Origin of the sequence: Streptomyces aurantiogriseus (assembly GCF_014649375.1) — a bacterium.
In the GTDB taxonomy this organism is placed as follows: domain Bacteria; phylum Actinomycetota; class Actinomycetes; order Streptomycetales; family Streptomycetaceae; genus Streptomyces; species Streptomyces aurantiogriseus.
Map to the genome: position 1 here is coordinate 174,191 of NZ_BMSX01000017.1, position 18,981 is coordinate 193,171.

Consider the following 18,981-nt stretch of genomic DNA (forward strand, 5'->3'; position numbering starts at 1 on the left):
GCAGGAGAAGGCCGGACCCCAGGCCCGACAGGTCTGGGGTCGGTTGCCTCCGCTCCCGTCCGGTGTTCAGACCGCGGACCTCGCTTTGGTGACCAGGACATCGGCCACGTCGGCGGCGAGGAGGAAGGGCAGGTGGCGATTGCCCCGGGAGTGGTGGTCCCGGTAGCGGGCGAAGGGGAGCAGGGAGGCGAGGAGCGCCCACTGGTACTCGAGGTCGCCGAACGGCCAGTTGCGCTGCTCGCAGTCCCGCAGGATCGAGCGCAGTTTCGTCACGCAGGTCAGCACACGCCGTACCTGCGGGTCCGCATCCTCGGGGATGTGTGCCGTCCACAGGTCCTCGCCGTGCAGGGCTCCTGCGAACCAGGTCCGGATCTCAGCGAGTTGCCCGGCGTTCCAGGGGAACGTCCGGGACCACAGGGCGGATTCGAGGCGGGCGAAGTCCTTGCAGATGTGCCCGCGGTGGGTGGTCTCGAAGTCGATGATGTACAGCGCGGGGCTGCGGTCGTCGGGCCCTGTGGCGAGGATGTTCTCGCCGTGCAGGTCGCCGTGGGAGACACAGGTGAGGTACGACCGCGTGGTCATCCCGTACTGCGGGTCGTAGAGCAGCCAGTCGATGAGCGGGGCCGTGTCCTCGTCCGGCCGCTGCACGTCCGCGGCGTGCGCGACCAGCCACAGGGGGTTGGTCACCTCGATGTCGCGCTCCGTGACCAGAGGGCTTCTGCCGAGGCCGGAGTTCTCCAGCAGGGGCCCCAGGGCGGGGGGCCGCCAGGGCAGGCCGCCCTCGATGCCGAAGGTCTCGGCGACGTCCTGGGACTGGAAGTGGGCCAGTTCCGACTCGGCGTCCTTGCCGGGCGCGTAACTGGTCCGTTCGAAACTGGCGGGCCGCAGGGCCGGGTACTCGCCACGCAGGTCGCCGATGGTGCGGCTGGCGTTGCTCAGCCAGGGGCCGAGCGCCTTGAGGAACACCTCCTGCATGACGTCCCGAAGTACCTCGTCGTCCGCGTGCCCGCGGTCGGACTGCTTGTCCGCGCCGGCCGCCTTGACGATGAGGTCGCCGCTCTTGCACAGCCACCCGCGCAACGTCGTCGGCTTGTCGCTTTCACGGAAGACGTACGAGGTGAGGATGGCCTGGTAGCGCTCACCGTTGCTGCTGTTGGGGATGGTCGTGGTGCCGACCACACACTTGCTCGACCGGTAGTAGGGGTGCAGCAGTTCCCCGAACTCGTCGAAGTTCTCCTTCTCCCGCTGCACCTTGCCCGCTTCGTCGATCTTGAGGATGCCGACGGGGCCGAAGTTGTCGGAGGCGAGGAAGGTCGGTACCGGACGGTCTGCGAACAGGGCGCCCTGCACGACGGTGCCGTGCGAGCGCGGGGCGAGTTCGGCTACGACGCCCTGCAGGAGGCGGTTGGGAAGCTGGAGGAAGTCGTCGTCCCGATCGCGCATGGACAACGAGCTGCTCGCGGTCGCGACCCCCGGCTCCCAGGCGTTCTTCACGACACGGACGGTGCGGGTCTTGGCGAGCATGTCCATTGCCTGCTGGTGCCAGAAGTCCCGTGCCTTGTTGGCCAGGGGGCTGGTGGGATAAAGCGCCTCGAGGAGGCGCTCGAGCTGGTCGGTCTTCCAGCCGGAGAGGATGAGCAGGATGAAGGCGACGCTGCGCCAGTACTCCTGCTTGTCGACCCACTGGTTGAGCAGATGCGTCGCCCACTGCTCGGCGTGGATCGAGCGCCGGTCGTCGTGGGGGTCCCGCACCCGATCGTGGCGACGGGCGACGGACGGCTCCAGGGGGTCAGGCCCCCCGATGTGCAGTTGGATGCCGACGGCGTGCCGCAGCCAGCCGTGCACGAACCACAGCCTCTTCAGGTCGAACGGCTGGAGCTCGCCGACGGTCAGCAGCGTGGTGGCCTCGGTGACGGTCAGAAGCAGCTCGCGCTGCTCGTTGCGGTGCCGGTTCTCGATCTGAAAGACCTGGAGGTAGCCCAAGACGTCGGTGACGGTCTGGTGGTCGTTGGTGTGCATGTGGCGGCGCAGGCACCGGTTCCACAGTGCGCTGGTGAGCCACCGCGTCCGCAGCGCTGCCGGGCCGACGACGGTGTCGCCCTTCGCATACAGCGTGGTCGCCTGCGAGGAGGCGCGCCGGGCGTCCTTGGCCCGCTGATGGATGGCCAGGGAGTCCTCCAGCGGGACCATCACGCCGTCGAGGTGCTCCCCCAGGAGGCGCAGGTCCTGCTCGATCAAGGGCCTCAGCCGCTCGGCCGCCGCGGGGGCATGCTGGGCGAGCAGGCCGGTGATCTGCTCACCGAGACCCTCGATCAGTTCCCGGACGGGCGTCTCGCCCTCCGCGCCGGAGCGCCACTCCTCGAGGAACCGCTCCCAGTTCGCCGGCCCGTCCGGCTCCGTCCCGTCCGTGACCTCGGTGTCGGGGACGGGGCGCGTCGCCGTGGGGGTGGTCTGCTTCGGAACGGCGATGTACAGGGCGGCGGCGTCCGGCGAGCGGACCTCGACGACGTCCGGGGCCGCAGCGTGCTGGATGGGCGTGAGGCCAAGCGTGTCGAGGTGATTGCGGCAGGAGTCGAGGGAACGGTTGAAGGTCCCGGTGGAGTTGTTGGACTCGTATAACCGGACGGCCAGTTCGAGCAGGAGCCGTGCGCGTTCGGCGTCCGCCTGTAAGTAGTGGTGGGCGACGAGGTCGTGCGCGGCATTGGCGATCTGGAAGACGGGCCCCACCAGATTGCCCGCCGCAAGCTGCTCCGCGGCCTTCTGCAGTCCGGGTCCGGCCTTGGGCAGACTGTGTTCCAGTTCGGGGTCGGCCTGGAAGGCGTCCCGCAGGGCTGCCTTGGTCAGGGCGAGTGCTTGCTGGAAATCTTCAGGGCTCAAGGCAGCAGTCGTCATTGACACTCCCGTTCGGATGGTGATTTTTCAGCATTTTCCGGGCGCTTCTCGGGCGAGAGGAGCACACGGGGTGCCCGCCCGCCGTCGCGCCGTCAGGCCACCGGCTCGATGTCCTCCCGCAGACGCCGGTCACCGGTGAGGAAGGCGGACTGGGGCAGAACGACATGGCGGTCGGCCCGGCCACGAGCGATCTCGCGCCGGTTCGCGCCGATGACGTGGTCCTCGTCGGGATTCGCCGCGAGGGCCAGCAGGGTCGCGCGCAGCTCCTCGGCGGCGGGCTTGTCGGCCACGAGGTCGTACACCTCGAAGAAGCGGATCTGCCGGTAGGACTCGCCGGCCACCTTCATCGGGCCGTCGATGACCTTACGCACGGGGCGGAAGGAGACCTCCCGCGCCAGCGGGACCAGTTCCTCGTGCCCGACCTCGCCCAGTTCCTCGACGAGTTCGCGGCGCAGACACTCCGTCGCCGGCTCGCGGTCGGCGCCGCGGTGCACCCAGCGGGCGAAGCGCAGGACCCGCGCGGCGGACAGGAAGCCCCGCAGGTCGTGGCGCATCACGTCCCGCGCACGGCTCTCGGGCTCAAAGCCCAGTTTCTCGAGGAACGGCTTCGCGGACTCCTGGTACTTCACGACTCCGCCGGGCGGCCCGAAGGCTCCCGGACGGGTGGCGGACCCGAAGAGCACGAAGTGGTCCTCGTCGTGGAGGCGGAGCAGCACGGCGACGGAGATCCGCGTGCGGCTCCACGGCGTGAGCAGGACACGCAGAAGGGTCAGATGGCGTCGGTTCTGCCAGATGGTCCGGCCGATGTACGACAGCAGTGCCACCACGATGCCACCGACGATTTTCTCGACCACGCGCCGCTTCCTCCCCGCCCGGACCCCCGCCTGGGCATCGCACAATCTATGTGCTCATCAACCCGCTCGGGCGTGGATCACGACAGGAACCACCGATCCGGTGACCGACAGTCGACGTCACAGCCCCCGCACCCCACTCACCCTCTCGGCCCCCACCGGCCACACCACCTCCACCGGCACCCCCGCCGCTCGCGCGTCCAGCACCGCGTCGGCCGTGCCGCCGCCCCGGCCGCTCGGGGGTGCGCCGTTCCAGACGGCGACGAGGCGGTCGGCGCGTTCGACGAGGACGGCGTTGGCGGCCTCGTAGGCCTGGTGGTCGGCCATGTCACGGGGGAGGACGAGGACCTCGGTGGCGGAGTCGACGAGGTGGTCGAAGACCGGGGCGTGGGCGGGTCCGACCTTGGTACGGCGGTAGTCGCGGGAGGGGATGACGGCGACCAGGCTGCCGCCGGCGGCGAGTACGGCCTCCGCGAAGAGGCAGTCGGCGCCGGCGGCGAGACAGGAGACACCGACGAGGTCGCCGTCGGACGCGTACCGGGCGAGCAGGTCGTCGAGGGCGGCGCGGACCAGAGGGACGCTGTCCTCGGTGAGGTCGGTGTGGCCGGTCACCGCGATGGTGGTCATGGGGTGCCCCTCTCGGCGTGCCCCTCTCGGGGGTCTCTCTCGGGGTGTCTCTCTCGGGGTGTCTCTCTCGGCGACGGGCGTATCCGTTCTGGCGTACCCGTCATGGCGCACCCGTCATGGCGTACCCGTCATGATGACGCGAACAGGCGTACGTCACGCTGGAACAGCGGGATCACCGTCGTGGCCGCCAGCGCCACCAGCCCCACCCACAGCACCGGGTCGTTGCCGTAGGCGGTCGCCGCGACGGGGGCCAGGGCCAGGCCCACCGGCTGGAGGCCGTACGTGCCGATCGTGTCGATCGCGAAGACGCGGCCCTGCATCTCGGCGGGGATGGCGCGCTGCAGGGCGCTCGCCCAGGCCACGTTGAACACGGCGTAGCCGAAGCCGGTGGCGACGACCGACGCGCCGAGGAGGACGAGCGGGGCCGCGGTCACGAGGCAGGCCAGCTGCGTGGCGAGCAGGGCCAGGGCGAGGACGGCGACCGTGCCGGGGCGGCGCGGGTTCCAGGCGGCGATGGCCATGCCGCCGACGACGGAGCCGAGCGCCTGGAGCGCGATGAGCGGGCCGTACGCGGTGAACTGGCCCCGTTCCTCGAGGATGATCGGCAGCAGGACCGCCACCGGGGCCATCACCAGCAGGAGTTGGAGGGTGCCCTGCACGATGATCGTCAGGACCCAGGGGCGTTCCCGTACGGCGGTGAAACCCTCGCGGGCCTGGCGGAGCAGTGTCCCGCCCGCTGTGCGCACCGGCCGGGTGCCGCCGGCCCCGACGAGGGTGACGGCGCTCGCGGCGAAGGTCCCCGCGTCCGCCCAGAAAGCGGTGTCCGCCGTCCCGGCCGTCAGCAGCAGACCGCCGAGCGACGGGCCCAGCACCTGCCCGGTCCGTACGGTGATCGAGCGCAGGGCGTTGACCTTGGGCAGGTCCTCGTCCGGGACGAGTTCGGGGATCAGCGCCCCGAAGGCGGGCGTGAAGACGCCGGCGGCGAAGCCGGTCACCACCGCGAGCAGCACCGCGACGGGCAGCGGGCCGCGGGCGGCGCCGAGCGCGAAGCAGACCGCGGTGACCAGGCGGACCAGGTCCGCCGCCATCACGCTCGCCCGTCGTAATCGGTCGGCCAGCACCCCGCCGACCAGTGCGGCCGCGACCAGCGCGAGGCTCTGCGCGCCGAGGACCAGGCCCAGGTCGGTGGTCGAGTGGTGGGTCAGGATCGCGCCGGGCAGGGCGACCAGCGTGATGCCGTCGCCGACGGCACTCGCCGCCTGCCCGCACCACACCCGCCGGAACCGGGCGTGCCGCAGCACGGCCGCGAACGACAGCACCTTCACACGAACCTCCGGAATCGGCCGCCGATGGACCGGAAACGCCCTGGTGATCCCCTTTGTGTCATGGGCACGATGATCGTGTCCGACGCACGAGGAGCAGGCACCAGGAACACGGGAAGCACGAGAAGCACGAGCAGCACAAAGGACGCGAGAAGCACGAGGCACCACCCTTGCGAAAGCCGTAAGCCACCGACACGGAAAGAGGGTCACCCGATGTCCATGCGCACGCGTGTCCGAGCGATCACCGCGACCGCGGCACTCGCCGCCGCCGGCCTCACCCTGGCGGGCGCCGCCCCGGCCTCGGCGAGCGGCGGCACGAGCCCCGCGACCGCCGCCCCCGCACCGGCCTCCGCCGCCGCCGTCGTCCCCTGGTCGGACTCCCACGGGACGGCCTCGGCGGCGGGCGAGCGGTGGCTCGAGAACGGCAAGCTCGTCCTCGACGGAACGCTCACCAACACCGGCACTGGGTGTTACTCGGTGTGGACGCGGCTCGTCCACGACTGGGTGGTGAGGCCGTGGGTCAAGCACAGCGAGATCTGCGGCGCCGGTTCCGTCGACTTCACCGCCGCGAGGGACTACACGTACCTCACGTCCGGCACCCTCAAGGTCTGCCGGGGCACGACGGACACCACCGACTGCAGCGCCGGCGTGGGCATCACGCACTGGCCCATCGAGTAGCGAGGGCAGGCCCGCAGGACCGCGCCGCTCACTTCGTCCCGACCGTCCGCAGCACCGTCAGCACCACCGCACGCGCCACGTCCACCACCTCACGGACGGACACATGCTCCCGCGCGCTGTGCGCCACCGCGATGTCGCCCGGCCCGAACTGCAGGGCCGGGATCCCCGCGGCGGCGTACAGCCGCAGGTCGCTGCCGTACGTCGCCCCGCGCTCCCTCGGGCGCGGGGCACCGGTCGCGTCGGCGTACGCCCCCGCCACCGTGTCCCGCAGCGGATGCCCCGCCGGCAGCCGCCCGCTCGCGAACTGCCCGCCCGGCCAGGTCACCGTCGCCGGATGCTCCCGCAGCCAGGGGTCGGCCGCGCACGCCTCGGCCACCCACCGCTCCAGCTCCGCCCGCGCCTCGGCCGGATCCTCGCCGAGCCGCACCCCGAGCCGCCCCTCCGCGACGAGCAGGTCCGGCACGCTGCTCGCCCAGTCACCGGAGCGCAGGGTGCCGACGGACAGGGAGTACGGGATCGGGTACTCGGCGAGGAGCGGATCGGGGGCGCGGTTGCGCTCCCCCTCCAGCCGGGCCAGCGCCCGGTGCAGCGGCAGATACGCGTCGATGGCGCTGACCCCGCGCTCCCGCGAACTCGCGTGCGCGGCCCTGCCGGGCACGCTGATCCGGAACGTCAGCGCACCCGCGTTCGCGGTGATCACCGTCCCGGCCGTCGGCTCGGCGATGAGACACGCGTCTCCGCCGTGGCCCCGCCGCAGGGTCCCGAAGGTACCGAGCCCCCCGTCCTCCTCCCCCACTACGAAGTGCACGGCGACCCGCCCGCGCAACCGCACCCCGGCCGCCCGGATCGCCGCCAGCGCGGCCAGCTGCGCGACCAGCCCGGCCTTCATGTCACAGGCGCCCCGCCCGTGCACGAGATCGCCGGTCACCCGGGGCACGAACGGGTCCCCGTCCCACGCCGCGAGGTCTCCGGGCGGTACGACGTCCACGTGCCCCTGCAGAATCAGCGTCGGCCCGTCACCCCCGTCCGCCGTGTGCCCGACCAGCCCCCAGGCCTCGTCGCGCGGCGCCTCGGTGCCGGGAAACTCCGGATGCGCGAGCAGCGCGGCCAGATCCATGCTCCACAGATCCACCTCCAGCCCGAGCCGCTCCAGCCGCCCGGCGAGGTGATGCTGTATCTCGGACTCGGCCGGGCTCCCGCCGACGCTGGGTATCCCGATCAACTCCAGCAGCGTCCGCCCGACGTCCGCCTCATCGATCGCCGCCAGCGCGGCAGCCTCCTGGGCATCCAGCACGCGTCGACTCCCTCCCTCGGAGCGGGCCGCTCCCGCCACCCCGAACGCATACCTGCTCGCCCCGGCCCGCTCGTAAGCGGCAACGGCGGCCGTGTCGCCCGCGGCGGGGCCCGGAGGCCCCAGGCGGACACGCCCCGCACCCGCCCCGCCACGACCCCGGCCCGCCCCCCGGCAGCAGGCGCAGCCCCCGTCAGCCGAAGGCTCAGTCCCCCAGTCCCCCGCCCACCGTGAACCCGATCACCGACCCACCCCCCGTCCGCCGGAAGGCGAACGCCGCACCCCCGTGAGCCAGTGCCACCTCCCGCACGATCGACAGGCCCAGCCCCGACCCCGGCAGGGACCGCGCGTCCGCAGCGCGGTAGAAGCGGTCGAAGACGCGGGTGAGGTCGGATTCGGTGATGCCGGGCCCGCGGTCGAGGACCTCGACGCGGACCGTGCCCGGCCGAGCCGGACCGGTGACGTCGATCTCGATCGGCGCCCTGCCCTCGCGGTCGAACTTGGTGGCGTTCTCGACGAGGTTGGACAGCGCGCGCTGGAGCATGCCGGGCCGGCCGTCGGTGGTGGTGTCGCCGCTCGTACGGACCAGGATCCGGCGACCGGTACGGCGACGGGCGAGACCGGCGACATCCTCGGCGAGGTCGGCGAGGTCGACCCGCTGGGGCGGCTCGGTGTCGGACTGGCCGGCCGCGAGGTCGACCAGCTCGTTGACCAGGTCGGTGAGTTCGCGCGCCTCCTGACCCAGGTCGGCGACGAGTTCGTCCCGGGTGGCGGGGGGCAGCTCGTCGATACGGCGCAGCAGCGAGATGTTCGTACGCAGCGACGTCAGCGGCGTACGCAGCTCGTGTCCCGCGTCCTGGACCAGGCGGCGCTGGTCCTCCTCGGACTGCGCCAGGCGGCCCAGCATGCGGTCGAAGGCGCGGCCGAGGCGGCCGACCTCGTCGTAGCCGGTGACGGGGACCTGGATGCCGAGCCGGCGGGTGCGGGCGACATCCTCGGCGGCGGTGGTGAGGATGACCAGGCGGTGGGTGATCCGCCGGGCCAGCCACCAGCCGAACAGGCCCGCCGCCGTCACGACCGCGATCATCAGCACCAGCGTGCGCTGCTGCAGCGCCCGCAGCAGATCCTCCGTGTCGCTGAACTCCTGCGCGACCTGCACCGCGCCCCGCCCGCCGCCCAGCGCGACGGTCGCGACGCGGTAGACGTCGCTGCCGACGTCGACGTCCTTGTGCTCGGTGAGCGTCCCGGCCGTCGCGGCGGCCGCGACCTCCCGGTCGGCGTCCTTCACCGGCAGCCCGGGGCTGCCCGGGTCGACGACCGCCCCGTCCGGCCCCAGCACCTGCACGTCCGTACGGGCGGGCCGCACGATGTCGTGGCCCGGCGCGGAGGAGGAGAAGTCCTCCGGGTCCATCGCCCGGTCGCGCACCTCGTCCCGCAGGTCCTGCACGACCTCGTCGAACACCGACTCCTGGTCCACCCGCACCAGCCGGGCGGCAGCCGAGTACGACAGGACACCGACGAGGACGGTCACGGCGGCGGTCACGGCCGCGAAGGACACCGCGAAGGTCGTCCGCAGCGAGACGAGCTTCGGGCGCCGCCGGGAAGACACCCAGCGCCGCAGACGGCCGCCCATCCGCGCGCCCCTCACTCTTCCCGCAGCACGTAGCCCACGCCCCGCACGGTGTGGATCAGCTGCGGGGCGCCGGGCGCGTCGAGCTTGCGGCGCAGATAGCCGACGTAGACGGCGAGGTTCTTGGAGCCGGGGCCGAAGTCGTAGCCCCAGATGCGGTCGTAGATCGTGGCATGGTCGAGGACGATGCCCGCGTTGCGCACGAGCAGTTCCAGCAGCTCGAACTCGGTGCGGGTCAGCTCCAGCTCCCGCTCCCCGCGCCAGGCCCGCCGCGCCTGCGGGTCCATCCGCAGCCCGGCGGCCTCCACGTACCGCGCGGGAGGCGTCGCCACCGGTTTCGGTACGTCGACCACGGCCCCCGGGTTGGTGCGGCGCAGCAGGGCCCGCAGCCGGGCGAAGACCTCCTCCACGTCGAAGGGCTTCACCACGTAGTCGTCGGCGCCCGCGTCCAGGCCGGCGATCCGGTCGGCGGTCTCCACGAGCGCCGTCAGCATCAGGATGGGCGTACGGTCGCCCTCGGCGCGCAGCACCCGGCAGACCTGCAGGCCGTCGATGCCGGGCATCATCACGTCGAGGACGAGCACGTCCGGCGGCGTCCGGTGGGCGTGCGCCAGCGCCTCGACGCCGTCGGCGACCGCAGTGACCTGGTAGCCCTCCAGCGTCAGGGCCCGTTCCAGGGCGTGACGGATGGCGCGGTCGTCTTCGGCGAGGAGCACGGTCTGAGGCACAGGCCCAGTCTGCCAAGGCCTCCGGCGGTTGGGCGGGGCTGAGGTCGGTACGGTCACCCTTCTTACTGGGCTCTCACCGTCGCGGTGGGCGTGCCTGGGGGCTGCCGCCCCCAGACCCCCGCTGTCGGCCCTGAACGGGCCTCGTCCTCAAACGCCGGACGGGCTGGTTCACCCCGACCGGCGCTCCACGGTGAACGCCGGACGGGCTGATTGCACCGAGCCTCTCTCGTAAGGCGCCGGACGGGGACTGCCCCTGGCCGGCGCCCGAGAGGTCACTGGCGGGAAAGCGCCGCCAGCTGTTCCGCGAACGGCACCACCGTGAACTCGTCCTTCACGGCCGGCCGCGCCACCGACAGCCCCGCCATCAGGCCCGCCAGCTCCCCCGCGGCGCGTTCGATCCGCTCCGGCAGCCCCTCCGCGCCCCAGTCCTCCGAGGCGGCGTAGACGGCAGTCGGGACGACGACGGCCCGCAGGTAGGCGAAGAGCGGTCGCAGGGCGTGCTCCAGTACGAGCGAGTGCCGGGCGGAACCACCGGTGGCCGCGATCAGCACCGGCTTCCCCGCCAGCGCGTCCTTCTCCAGCACGTCGAAGAAGGACTTGAACAGGCCGCTGTACGACGCCGAGAACACCGGCGTGACGACGATCAGCCCGTCCGCCGCCGTGACCGCGTCGAGCGCGGCCGCCAGCTTCCGTCCCGGGAACCCGTTGGTGAAGTGGTGCGCGATCTCGACGGCGAGGTCGCGCAGCTCCACGACCTCCACCTCCACCTCCGCGGAGGCCCGCCCGGCGGTGGCCGCCGCGAGCCGGTCGGCCAGCAGCCGGGTGGACGACGGGACGCTCAGCCCCGCCGAGACGACGACGAGCTTCATGCGACGGTCACCTCCCGGGCGGCCTTGAGGGAAGCGTGGGTCGGCGCCTCCGGTACATCGGCCGGACGGCCCTTCGCGAACTCCTTGCGCAGCACCGGCACGACCTCCTCGCCGAGCATGTCGAGCTGCTCCAGGACGGTCTTCAGCGGCAGCCCCGCGTGGTCCATCAGGAACAGCTGACGCTGGTAGTCGCCCGCGTACTCACGGAAGGACAGCGTCTTCTCGATCACCTGCTGCGGCGAGCCGACCGTCAGCGGGGTCTGCTCGGTGAAGTCCTCCAGCGACGGCCCGTGCCCGTACACGGGCGCGTTGTCGAAGTACGGCCGGAACTCGCGCACCGCGTCCTGCGAGTTCTTCCGCATGAAGACCTGACCGCCCAGGCCGACGATGGCCTGCTCGGGCGTGCCGTGCCCGTAGTGCGCGTACCGGGCCCGGTACAGCTCGACCATCTGCTTGGTGTGGTCGGCCGGCCAGAAGATGTTGTTGTGGAAGAAGCCGTCGCCGTAGAAGGCGGCCTGCTCGGCGATCTCGGGCGACCGGATGGAGCCGTGCCAGACGAACGGCGGTACGTCGTCCAGCGGCCGGGGCGTGGAGGTGAAGCCCTGCAGCGGCGTACGGAACTTCCCCTCCCAGTCGACGACGTCCTCGCGCCACAGCCGGTGGAGCAGGGCGTAGTTCTCGATGGCGAGGTTGATGCCCTGCCGGATGTCCTGCCCGAACCACGGGTACACCGGCCCGGTGTTGCCTCGGCCCATCATCAGGTCGACGCGCCCGTCGGCCAGGTGCTGGAGCATCGCGTAGTCCTCGGCGATCTTCACCGGGTCGTTGGTGGTGATCAGCGTGGTCGAGGTGGAGAGGATCAGCTTCTCGGTCCGCGCGGCTATGTAGCCGAGCATCGTGGTGGGGGACGAGGGCACGAACGGCGGGTTGTGGTGCTCACCGGTCGCGAAGACGTCCAGCCCGACCTCCTCCGCCTTCAGCGCGATGGCGACCATGGCCTTGATCCGCTCGCGCTCGGTCGGCGTACGGCCGGTCGTCGGGTCCGGCGTGACATCGCCCACCGTGAAGATCCCGAACTGCATGGTCGCTCAACCTCCAAAGTTGTTGACCGTTCAACTATACCGCTGAACGACCACCCCGCGGCCCGTATTCCCCGGCAACTTCCCGCCACCTTCCCCGCACCTCACCTGTCCCCTTCGCCCGCCTCCTCCCGCGTACCCCCGACTGTCAGTGCCCCGCCCTACGATCCCGACATGGCCGCCCCACGCCGTGACACCCGAGGCATCGTCGACGCCGCGGAACTCTTCGCGCGCGTCCGTTTCCGGCGCCGCGAACCGGCCCCGCCGCTGCGCCCCTATCTGGAGCACTACTGGCTGATCGACTGGGACCTGGAGCAGCCGTACGCCTCCCACGTGGTCCCGCATCCGTCGGTGAACCTCGTCTTCCAGCGGTACGAGGGCGAGGCCCCCTTCGCCGAGCTCGCCGGGATCGGCCTCGGCCTCTTCACCCGGAAACTGGAGGGGAGAGGCCGGGTCTGCGGCATCCAGTTCCGCCCCGGCGGCTTCCGCCCCTTCGCACCGGACCACCCGGTGAGCGACTGGACGGGCCGCCTGATCCGCCTCCCGGACACCGACCCGGAGCCCGTCCTCTCCCCCGACGACGAGGACGCCCGCGTGACCGCCCTCGACACCTGCCTCCTCGGGCTCGGCCCCCGCCCCGACCCCCAGGCCGACCAGGCGATGACTCTGGTCGACCGCATCCGTACCGACCGCACGATCCGCCGCGTGACCGACTTCGCGAAAGCGGAGGGCGTGTCGGTACGACTGCTGCAGCGCCTGTTCGCCGCGTACGTGGGAGTCGGCCCGAAGTGGGTGATCCTGCGGTACCGGATCCATGAGGCCCTGGAGCGGGCGGAGACCGAGGAGAGGGTGGACTGGGCGGCCCTGGCAGCGGACCTGGGATATGCGGACCAGGCCCACCTGGTGAGGGACTTCAAGGCAACCGTGGGCGTATCACCGACGGCATACGCACCCCGGTAGGGACGCGCGGCCGGGACACACGCTGCTGCGCCACGCGGTCGCGACCAGCCCTCACCAGGGCGCGACCAGCCCCACGCACCCGCACTAGGGCACGATCACCAGCCGCCCCCGAACCCCGCCCTCCCCCAACCGGGCGTGTGCCTTGGCAGCCTCGCCCAACGAGAACGTCTCCGCCACCCGCAGGGTCAGCACCCCCTCCTCCACGAGGCGCACCAACTCCCCCAGCTGCGCACCGTCCGCACTCACCTCGACGGCCCCGGTCCGCACCCCCCTCACCGAGGCCGGCTCCGCCTGCGGAATGACCCCCGCGTAAACACCCCCGTCCCGCACCCACGCCAGGGCCCGCTCCCCCAGCACCGCCGCGTCCAGCACCGCGTCGAAGCCGCCCGGCTCGACGTCCCCGGCGCTGAACCCGGCCGCACCCAGCGACCGTACGAACTCCTCGTCCCCCTCCCGGGCCAGGCCGGTCACCGCCAGCCCCCGACGCGCCGCGAGCTGCACGGCGAACCCCCCGACCGCACCGGCCGCACCGGTCACCAGCAGCGAAGCCCCCTCCCCCAGCTCCAGCAGGTCGAGGGCCTGCGCGGCCGTCAGGGCGTTCAGCGGCAGCGTCGCCGCATGCACCGCGTCCACTCCCGCCGGCGCCTTCGCCACCGCGTCGGTGTCCACGACGACGTACTCCGCGTGCGTACCGAGCGGCTTGACCATGCCGTAGTCGAGGGCCACGACCTCGTCCCCGACGCTCCAGGCCGTGGCCACGCCCGTCGCGTCGACGGTCCCGGCGACGTCCCAGCCGAGCCCGATCTGCTTGCCGGCGCCCCCGAAGGCACCCGAGCGCACCCCGGCGTCCACCGGGTTCAGCGCGGCCGCCGCCACCTTGATCCGCACCTGTCGGGCACCCGGCTCCGGCGCCTCCGCCTCCACGACCTCCACGGCCTCGGGCCCGCCGAACGACCGCACCACTGCTGCACGCATGACAACTCCCCCTGAAACTCAGGCGTTCGATCCACTTCCTCGCTTGCAGCAGCAACCCTATGAAGAGCTACTATCCAGGAGGAAGTAGTTACCTGAAGGTGCCTACCTCACCAGGAGGAGAGCCATGGCGACGATGACCGCGGCCCAGCGGCGCGAGAAGGCACGCGCCGAGTACGACGCCTTCATCAGGGCGTGCCCGACCAACCAGCTCCTGGACCGCATCAGCGACAAATGGGTCAGCCTGGTCGTCGCCGCCCTCGCCCCGGCCCCGATGCGCTACAGCGACCTGGCCCGCAAGATCGCCGGCGTCAGCCCCAAGATGCTCACCCAGACCCTGCGCACCCTGGAGCGCGACGGCATCCTCACCCGCACGGTGACCCCGTCCGTCCCCGTCCGCGTCGACTACGCCCTCACCCCGCTCGGCAGCAGCCTCGCCCTGCTCCTGACCGCCGTGAAGGACTGGGCGGAGAACCACTTCGACGAGGTCCACGCGGCCCGCGAGCGTTACGACGAGGAGACCGACCGCTGAGGCCAGGGCGCTCGGCCGTCAGGACATGAGCGGCAGCGCGTCCGTGTACCCGTTCGTCGGCCGCTCGACCTTCTCGACGCCGCGGGCGTCCAGCGCGACCGCCGCCGACGAGGTGCCCAGGCTCCCTCCCCCGCCCGCGTGCCAGGTGCCCGTCACCGTCACCCAGGTGTCGGCGGCCGGGGCCTCGACCCCGTACACCCGCACCTTCACCGACTCCGCGTCCGCCGCGCAGCACGACACCAGGATCCGCGTCAGATACCAGCCGTCGCCCTCGCCGGCCGGCGTGACGAAGCCGGTCATACGGACCGTGCGCCCCTTGATGGCCTGCCCGGTGTCCTGCCGCACCCGCTGGGTGAAGTCGGTGAGCGTGATCGGCAGCGGCGAGGTCGCGGGCAGCGGCTCGAAGCCGTCCTCCTCGACGACGGCGACCTCCTTCGGCGCCCCACGGGAGGCGGTGTACGAACCGAGCGCGGGCGGGGCGTAGAAAAGCAGGCTCAGCGCGGGCAGACACAGCAGCCAGGCGACCCGGGGCACCCCGGAGTGGTCGTGGCCGTGGTCATGGTCGCGGTCATGACCGTGATCGTCGTCGTGGCCGTGATCCCCGCCGCGCTCCCCCGCACCGTGCCCGGCCGGTCGCGCCGTCCGCCACGCGGACCACGCCTCCGCCACCCCCAACAGGAGCAGCACCGCTCCCGAGCCGATCAGCAGCGGCCGCATGCCCTCCTTCACGTACCGCAGATACGCGTCCGTGAAGAGCGAAGTCCGCAACAGCCCCAGCCCGCTCAGCACCAGCAGCCCCACCTGCACGAACCGCTTCACAGCAACACCCCTCCCACCACCACGCTGCACACCACGGCGACGACGGCCGTGGCCGCCGAGAAGCGAACCGCGAAGGCCCGACCGAACGTGCCCGCCTGCAGCGCGATCAGCTTCAGGTCGACCATCGGCCCGACCACCATGAACGTCAGCCGCGCGACCGGCGAGAACCCGCTCAGCGAGGCCGCCACGAACGCGTCCGCCTCCGAGCACACCGCCAGCACGATCGCCAGCACCGCCAGGAACAGCACCGACAGCCAGGGCGAGTCGGCGAACGCGTCGACCACCGAGCGCGGCACCGCCACGTTGAAGGTCGCCGCGGCCATCGCCCCGACCACCAGGAAGCCGCCCGCGTGCAGGAAGTCGTGCTGGAAACCGCGCCGGAACTCCGCCCACCGGCTCTGCCCCGGCCGGTGCCCGGTGTGCCGCACAGCCGGCTTCAGCCATTCCGCGCGCCCCAGCCAGAGCCACAGCCACCCCATCACGGCCGCGGTGACCAGCGAGGCCAGCAAACGGGCCAGCACCATCTCCGGGCTGCCGGGGAACGCGATGGCCGTGGCGGTCAGCACGACCGGGTTCACGGCGGGCGCGGACAGGAGGAACGCGAACGCGGCGGCCGGCGCGACCCCCCGCCCGATCAGGCTGCTCGCCACCGGCACCGACGCGCACTCGCAGCCCGGCAGCACCACTCCCGCCGCCCCCGCGACCGGCACCGCGAGCGCGGGCCGCTTCGGCAACAGCCGGTTGAAGACACTCGCCGGCACGAACGCGTTGATCGCCCCCGACAGGGCCGTACCCAACAGCAGGAACGGCAGCGCCTGCACGGTCACCGCGAGACACACCGTCCGCCACGCCTGGACGGCCGGCTCGTCCAGCGACCGCCCCACGAGCACCAGCACCGCACCCGGCAGCAGGGCGGCGCCGGCCAGCAGCAACGGCCAGTGCCGGGGCAGCCCGCGCGGGGGCGCCCCGCCGGCCGTGTCCGCGCCCGGCGCCCCCGGTACCCGTATGCCGGTGTCGGTGTCCTCCATGGCCCGCATGCCCTAGACCAGCCCTCCCCGCAGCCGCACGACCTGCTCCCCGCTGAACTCCACCGTCCGCCGCATGTGCCGCACGATCACGGCGAGTTCGGCGTCGTCCAGGTCCGCGAAGAGGGGACTCCAGTCGCCGCCCAGCCGCTCACACGTCCGCCCGAACTCGGCGATCCGCTCCGGCACCGTCGCCACCAGCACCTTCCGCCGGTCGACCGCGTCCCGCTGCCGCACGACGTACCCGGCCTTCTCCAGCCGGTCCACCAGCCGCGTCGCCGACCCGGTGGTCAGCCCCGTCAGCTCGGCGATCCGGCCCGTCGTCACCGGCCCCCGCTCCAGCGACAGCAGGTTCAGACACTGCAGGTCGGTGGGGTGCAGCCCGAGACGGTCGGCGACGGCCTGGTTGAACAGCGCGAACGCGGCCACGTACCGCCGGGAGACGGTGGACAACTCGTCCAGCAACCGCGACCGCACGTTCCCGGACATCGCCCGCACACCCCTTCGTCAGCGCCGTCCGCAGATCGTACGACGCGCGGGAAACCGGACCGATCAGAACCGGCACCCCACTGGCCATGCATCCCCCGACGGACCGGACGACAGGCGCCCTCCAACAGGTGACGGGCACCGAAGTGCGAAGCTGCTGCCATGCCCGTCCTCCGCTCCGCCGCCCTCTTCGCCGTCGCCGCGCTCTTCGAGATCGGCGGCGCCTGGCTGGTCTGGCAGGGCGTGCGCGAGCACCGCGGCCTGCTGTGGATCGGCGCGGGCGTCACGGCCCTCGGCGCGTACGGCTTCGTCGCCACCCTCCAGCCCGACGCCCACTTCGGCCGGATCCTGGCCGCCTACGGCGGAGTCTTCGTCGCCGGTTCGCTGGCCTGGGGCATGGTCGCCGACGGCTACCGCCCCGACCGCTGGGACGTGACGGGCGCGCTGATCTGTCTCGCGGGCATGGCCGTGATCATGTGGGGGCCGCGCGGCGGCTGACCGGCGTCCTCAGTCCCCGGCCCCGGCCCCGATCACTCAGGACGACGACTGGTCGGACACCAGCCCCAGCTGCCCGAGGAACTCCAGTTGGTCGAAGTAGAGCCGATAGCTGACGATCCGTCCGTCCACCACCGTCGCGAGGTCCACCCCGCGGACCTTGACCTCCTTGTGCGTCGCCGGAAGCGACTTCCCGTCGGGCAGCTGCAGCGGCCCCGTGTTCCGGCCACTGAAGTACCCCTCGTCGATGGCCGTGGTGCCGATCTCGTACGAGTGCACCGGCTCGTACGTCGCCTCCGGAATCGCGTCCGTCATCTGGCGCCAGTACTCGACGATCTCCTCCCGCCCGTGCAGCTCCCCGGCCTCCGGAGTGACGGCGACCGCGTCCTCCGCGAACAGCTCCGCGATGACGTTCAGATCGGGCTTCGTGGTGAGCGCCTCCGTGAGCCGGTCCATGACCTCACGCGCCTGTCCCATCGATCCACCTCCTGAACAGGGGATCACCCACCTCATTCTCCCACCGGGGCCCCCAGGTGCCGACCGCAGAGCGAGACCACGAACCGCCCGCGCACCCCGCCCGCCTATCCTGACCGAGCAGGCTTTCGACCCCGTCCGAGGAGCAGCTCCCATGGCCACCGCCGCACCGTCCGCCGCCTCCCGCATCGCCGTCGTCACCGGTGCGAGCAGCGGTATCGGCGCCGCCACCGCCCGGCAGCTCGCCGCAGCCGGCTACCGCGTGGTCCTCACCGCCCGCCGCAAGGACCGTATCGAGGCCCTGGCCGAGGAGATCGCCGCGGCGGGCGGTTCCGCGACGGCGTACCAGCTGGACGTCACCGACCGCGCGGCGGTCGACGAGTTCGCGACGGCCTTCAAGACCATCGGCGTCCTGGTCAACAACGCGGGCGGCGCGCTCGGCGCCGACCCGGTGGCCACCGGCGACCCGGCCGACTGGCGCACGATGTACGAGACGAACGTCATCGGCACCCTGAACCTCACCCAGGCCCTGCTGCCCAAGCTGGTCGCGAGCGGCGACGGCACGGTCGTGGTCGTCTCCTCCACCGCCGGCCACGGCACCTACGAGGGCGGCGCCGGCTACGTCGCCGCCAAGCACGGCACCCACGTCCTCGCCGAGACCCTGCGCCTGGAGATCGTCGGCCAGCCGGTCCGTGTCATCGAGATCGCGCCCGGCATGGTCAGGACCGACGAGTTCGCCCTGACCCGCTTCGCCGGCGACCAGGAGAAGGCGGAGAAGGTCTACGAGGGCGTGGCCGAGCCCCTCACCGCCGACGACGTCGCCGACACGATCACCTGGGCGGTGACCCGCCCCAGCCACGTCAACGTCGACCTGCTGATCCTGCGCCCCCGCGCCCAGGCCTCCAACACCAAGGTCCACCGGGAACTGTGATGACGGAACAGCGTCCGCAGGAGACGGAGACCTCTCCCGAGCGGGCGGCGGAACTGCGCCGTCTGGCCCAGGAGAAGAAGGACGAACGCCAGGTGTGGATCTTCCTGGCCTACTTCCTCTTCGGCATCCACATCATCGCCTTCGTGATGATCTATGCGGTGAAACACGGAAACTGACGTTACGTCAGGTTAACCCACAGGAGTGAACATCGCCGATCACCTGATCGGCGGACGAACTGGCGATCTAGGCTCGCGCCAGAACGTCAAACTGACGGCCCTCGGCTGGGATGCCGGTCCCGACCGAGGACCTCACCAGCAAGG

The 18,981-nt window shown here is 71.9% G+C and carries 20 protein-coding genes; 6 read left to right on the forward strand and 14 right to left on the reverse strand.

Annotation, left to right across the window (positions count from 1 at the left end):
* Window positions 1-66: 66 nt before the first annotated feature.
* The 4 genes from IE263_RS31840 to IE263_RS31855 all read right to left on the reverse strand — a co-directional run bounded on the left by IE263_RS31840 (window position 67) and on the right by IE263_RS31855 (window position 5,695).
* Window positions 67-2,877 carry an aminoglycoside phosphotransferase family protein gene (locus IE263_RS31840; protein WP_189941292.1) on the reverse strand — a complete coding sequence of 937 codons (2,811 nt, stop codon included), beginning with the start codon at window positions 2,875-2,877 and terminating at the stop codon, window positions 67-69.
* Between the two features lie 107 nt (window positions 2,878-2,984).
* Window positions 2,985-3,746, reverse strand: a complete 762-nt coding sequence (locus tag IE263_RS31845) for an SMODS-associated NUDIX domain-containing protein (RefSeq protein WP_189941293.1) — start codon at window positions 3,744-3,746, stop codon at window positions 2,985-2,987.
* 117 nt (window positions 3,747-3,863) lie between these two features.
* The gene (locus tag IE263_RS31850) at window positions 3,864-4,370 is read right to left on the reverse strand and encodes a hypothetical protein (protein WP_189941294.1); all 507 of its coding nucleotides are present in this window, start codon (window positions 4,368-4,370) and stop codon (window positions 3,864-3,866) included.
* A gap of 128 nt (window positions 4,371-4,498) precedes the next feature.
* Entirely contained in the window at window positions 4,499-5,695 is a 1,197-nt protein-coding gene (locus IE263_RS31855; RefSeq protein ID WP_189941295.1) for an MFS transporter, read from the reverse strand.
* A gap of 210 nt (window positions 5,696-5,905) precedes the next feature.
* Between IE263_RS31855 and IE263_RS31860 the strand changes: the two genes are divergently transcribed.
* Window positions 5,906-6,370: a hypothetical protein gene (locus IE263_RS31860; RefSeq protein ID WP_189941296.1), complete on the forward strand. Its 465-nt coding sequence runs from the start codon at window positions 5,906-5,908 to the stop codon at window positions 6,368-6,370.
* Between the two features lie 28 nt (window positions 6,371-6,398).
* On the opposite strand, the gene IE263_RS31865 is transcribed toward IE263_RS31860, so the two are convergent.
* The 5 genes from IE263_RS31865 to IE263_RS31885 form a co-directional block, all read right to left on the reverse strand.
* On the reverse strand, window positions 6,399-7,664 hold the full coding sequence (locus IE263_RS31865; RefSeq protein ID WP_189941297.1) for an ArgE/DapE family deacylase: 1,266 nt from the start codon (window positions 7,662-7,664) through the stop codon (window positions 6,399-6,401).
* A gap of 202 nt (window positions 7,665-7,866) precedes the next feature.
* Entirely contained in the window at window positions 7,867-9,294 is a 1,428-nt protein-coding gene (locus tag IE263_RS31870; protein WP_189941298.1) for a sensor histidine kinase, read from the reverse strand.
* An 11-nt stretch (window positions 9,295-9,305) separates the two neighbouring features.
* Entirely contained in the window at window positions 9,306-10,019 is a 714-nt protein-coding gene (locus IE263_RS31875; RefSeq protein ID WP_189941299.1) for a response regulator transcription factor, read from the reverse strand.
* Window positions 10,020-10,291: 272 nt separating this feature from the next.
* Window positions 10,292-10,888 carry a CE1759 family FMN reductase gene (locus tag IE263_RS31880; RefSeq protein ID WP_189941300.1) on the reverse strand — a complete coding sequence of 199 codons (597 nt, stop codon included), beginning with the start codon at window positions 10,886-10,888 and terminating at the stop codon, window positions 10,292-10,294.
* The gene (locus tag IE263_RS31885; RefSeq protein WP_189941301.1) at window positions 10,885-11,970 is read right to left on the reverse strand and encodes an LLM class flavin-dependent oxidoreductase; all 1,086 of its coding nucleotides are present in this window, start codon (window positions 11,968-11,970) and stop codon (window positions 10,885-10,887) included. Before IE263_RS31885 ends, IE263_RS31880 begins: the two co-directional genes overlap by 4 nt.
* 171 nt (window positions 11,971-12,141) lie before the next feature.
* On the opposite strand from IE263_RS31885, the gene IE263_RS31890 reads away from it, so the two are divergent.
* Complete coding sequence (locus tag IE263_RS31890; RefSeq protein WP_189941302.1) at window positions 12,142-12,927, forward strand: helix-turn-helix transcriptional regulator; 786 nt, start codon at window positions 12,142-12,144, stop codon at window positions 12,925-12,927.
* Window positions 12,928-13,011: 84 nt separating this feature from the next.
* On the opposite strand, the gene IE263_RS31895 is transcribed toward IE263_RS31890, so the two are convergent.
* Complete coding sequence (locus IE263_RS31895; RefSeq protein ID WP_189941303.1) at window positions 13,012-13,902, reverse strand: NADP-dependent oxidoreductase; 891 nt, start codon at window positions 13,900-13,902, stop codon at window positions 13,012-13,014.
* 124 nt (window positions 13,903-14,026) lie between these two features.
* On the opposite strand from IE263_RS31895, the gene IE263_RS31900 reads away from it, so the two are divergent.
* Window positions 14,027-14,431, forward strand: coding sequence for a winged helix-turn-helix transcriptional regulator (locus IE263_RS31900; protein WP_189941304.1), 405 nt, complete (start codon window positions 14,027-14,029; stop codon window positions 14,429-14,431).
* Between the two features lie 18 nt (window positions 14,432-14,449).
* On the opposite strand, the gene IE263_RS31905 is transcribed toward IE263_RS31900, so the two are convergent.
* The 3 genes from IE263_RS31905 to IE263_RS31915 are packed head-to-tail and all read right to left on the reverse strand — an operon-like array spanning window position 14,450 to window position 16,764.
* Window positions 14,450-15,250, reverse strand: a complete 801-nt coding sequence (locus IE263_RS31905; protein ID WP_189941305.1) for a TIGR03943 family putative permease subunit — start codon at window positions 15,248-15,250, stop codon at window positions 14,450-14,452.
* Window positions 15,247-16,278 (reverse strand): permease, encoded by a 1,032-nt coding sequence (locus IE263_RS31910; protein WP_189941306.1) that lies wholly within the window; start codon window positions 16,276-16,278, stop codon window positions 15,247-15,249. Before IE263_RS31910 ends, IE263_RS31905 begins: the two co-directional genes overlap by 4 nt.
* Before the next feature lie 12 nt (window positions 16,279-16,290).
* A complete protein-coding gene (locus tag IE263_RS31915; protein WP_189941307.1) occupies window positions 16,291-16,764 on the reverse strand; it encodes a MarR family winged helix-turn-helix transcriptional regulator in 474 nt (157 codons plus the stop codon).
* Between the two features lie 159 nt (window positions 16,765-16,923).
* On the opposite strand from IE263_RS31915, the gene IE263_RS31920 reads away from it, so the two are divergent.
* Complete coding sequence (locus tag IE263_RS31920) at window positions 16,924-17,259, forward strand: YnfA family protein (protein ID WP_189941308.1); 336 nt, start codon at window positions 16,924-16,926, stop codon at window positions 17,257-17,259.
* Window positions 17,260-17,295: 36 nt separating this feature from the next.
* On the opposite strand, the gene IE263_RS31925 is transcribed toward IE263_RS31920, so the two are convergent.
* Window positions 17,296-17,733 carry an ester cyclase gene (locus IE263_RS31925; protein ID WP_189941309.1) on the reverse strand — a complete coding sequence of 146 codons (438 nt, stop codon included), beginning with the start codon at window positions 17,731-17,733 and terminating at the stop codon, window positions 17,296-17,298.
* A 151-nt stretch (window positions 17,734-17,884) separates the two neighbouring features.
* On the opposite strand from IE263_RS31925, the gene IE263_RS31930 reads away from it, so the two are divergent.
* A complete protein-coding gene (locus tag IE263_RS31930; RefSeq protein ID WP_189941310.1) occupies window positions 17,885-18,661 on the forward strand; it encodes an SDR family NAD(P)-dependent oxidoreductase in 777 nt (258 codons plus the stop codon).
* On the forward strand, window positions 18,661-18,837 hold the full coding sequence (locus IE263_RS31935) for a hypothetical protein (RefSeq protein WP_189941311.1): 177 nt from the start codon (window positions 18,661-18,663) through the stop codon (window positions 18,835-18,837). The genes IE263_RS31930 and IE263_RS31935 overlap by 1 nt, the downstream gene beginning before the upstream one ends.
* Window positions 18,838-18,981 lie beyond the last annotated feature (144 nt).

What these genes read in the sequence shown, in the direction of transcription:
- IE263_RS31850 (WP_189941294.1), bottom strand. Translation starts at nt 4,370, where the DNA reads ATGACCACCATCGCGGTGACCGGCCACACCGACCTCACCGAGGACAGC.
- IE263_RS31860 (WP_189941296.1), top strand. Translation starts at nt 5,906, where the DNA reads ATGTCCATGCGCACGCGTGTCCGAGCGATCACCGCGACCGCGGCACTC.
- IE263_RS31870 (WP_189941298.1), bottom strand. Translation starts at nt 9,294, where the DNA reads ATGGGCGGCCGTCTGCGGCGCTGGGTGTCTTCCCGGCGGCGCCCGAAG.
- IE263_RS31880 (WP_189941300.1), bottom strand. Translation starts at nt 10,888, where the DNA reads ATGAAGCTCGTCGTCGTCTCGGCGGGGCTGAGCGTCCCGTCGTCCACC.
- IE263_RS31885 (WP_189941301.1), bottom strand. Translation starts at nt 11,970, where the DNA reads ATGCAGTTCGGGATCTTCACGGTGGGCGATGTCACGCCGGACCCGACG.
- IE263_RS31890 (WP_189941302.1), top strand. Translation starts at nt 12,142, where the DNA reads ATGGCCGCCCCACGCCGTGACACCCGAGGCATCGTCGACGCCGCGGAA.
- IE263_RS31895 (WP_189941303.1), bottom strand. Translation starts at nt 13,902, where the DNA reads ATGCGTGCAGCAGTGGTGCGGTCGTTCGGCGGGCCCGAGGCCGTGGAG.
- IE263_RS31900 (WP_189941304.1), top strand. Translation starts at nt 14,027, where the DNA reads ATGGCGACGATGACCGCGGCCCAGCGGCGCGAGAAGGCACGCGCCGAG.
- IE263_RS31910 (WP_189941306.1), bottom strand. Translation starts at nt 16,278, where the DNA reads ATGGAGGACACCGACACCGGCATACGGGTACCGGGGGCGCCGGGCGCG.
- IE263_RS31915 (WP_189941307.1), bottom strand. Translation starts at nt 16,764, where the DNA reads ATGTCCGGGAACGTGCGGTCGCGGTTGCTGGACGAGTTGTCCACCGTC.
- IE263_RS31920 (WP_189941308.1), top strand. Translation starts at nt 16,924, where the DNA reads ATGCCCGTCCTCCGCTCCGCCGCCCTCTTCGCCGTCGCCGCGCTCTTC.
- IE263_RS31925 (WP_189941309.1), bottom strand. Translation starts at nt 17,733, where the DNA reads ATGGGACAGGCGCGTGAGGTCATGGACCGGCTCACGGAGGCGCTCACC.
- IE263_RS31930 (WP_189941310.1), top strand. Translation starts at nt 17,885, where the DNA reads ATGGCCACCGCCGCACCGTCCGCCGCCTCCCGCATCGCCGTCGTCACC.
- IE263_RS31935 (WP_189941311.1), top strand. Translation starts at nt 18,661, where the DNA reads ATGACGGAACAGCGTCCGCAGGAGACGGAGACCTCTCCCGAGCGGGCG.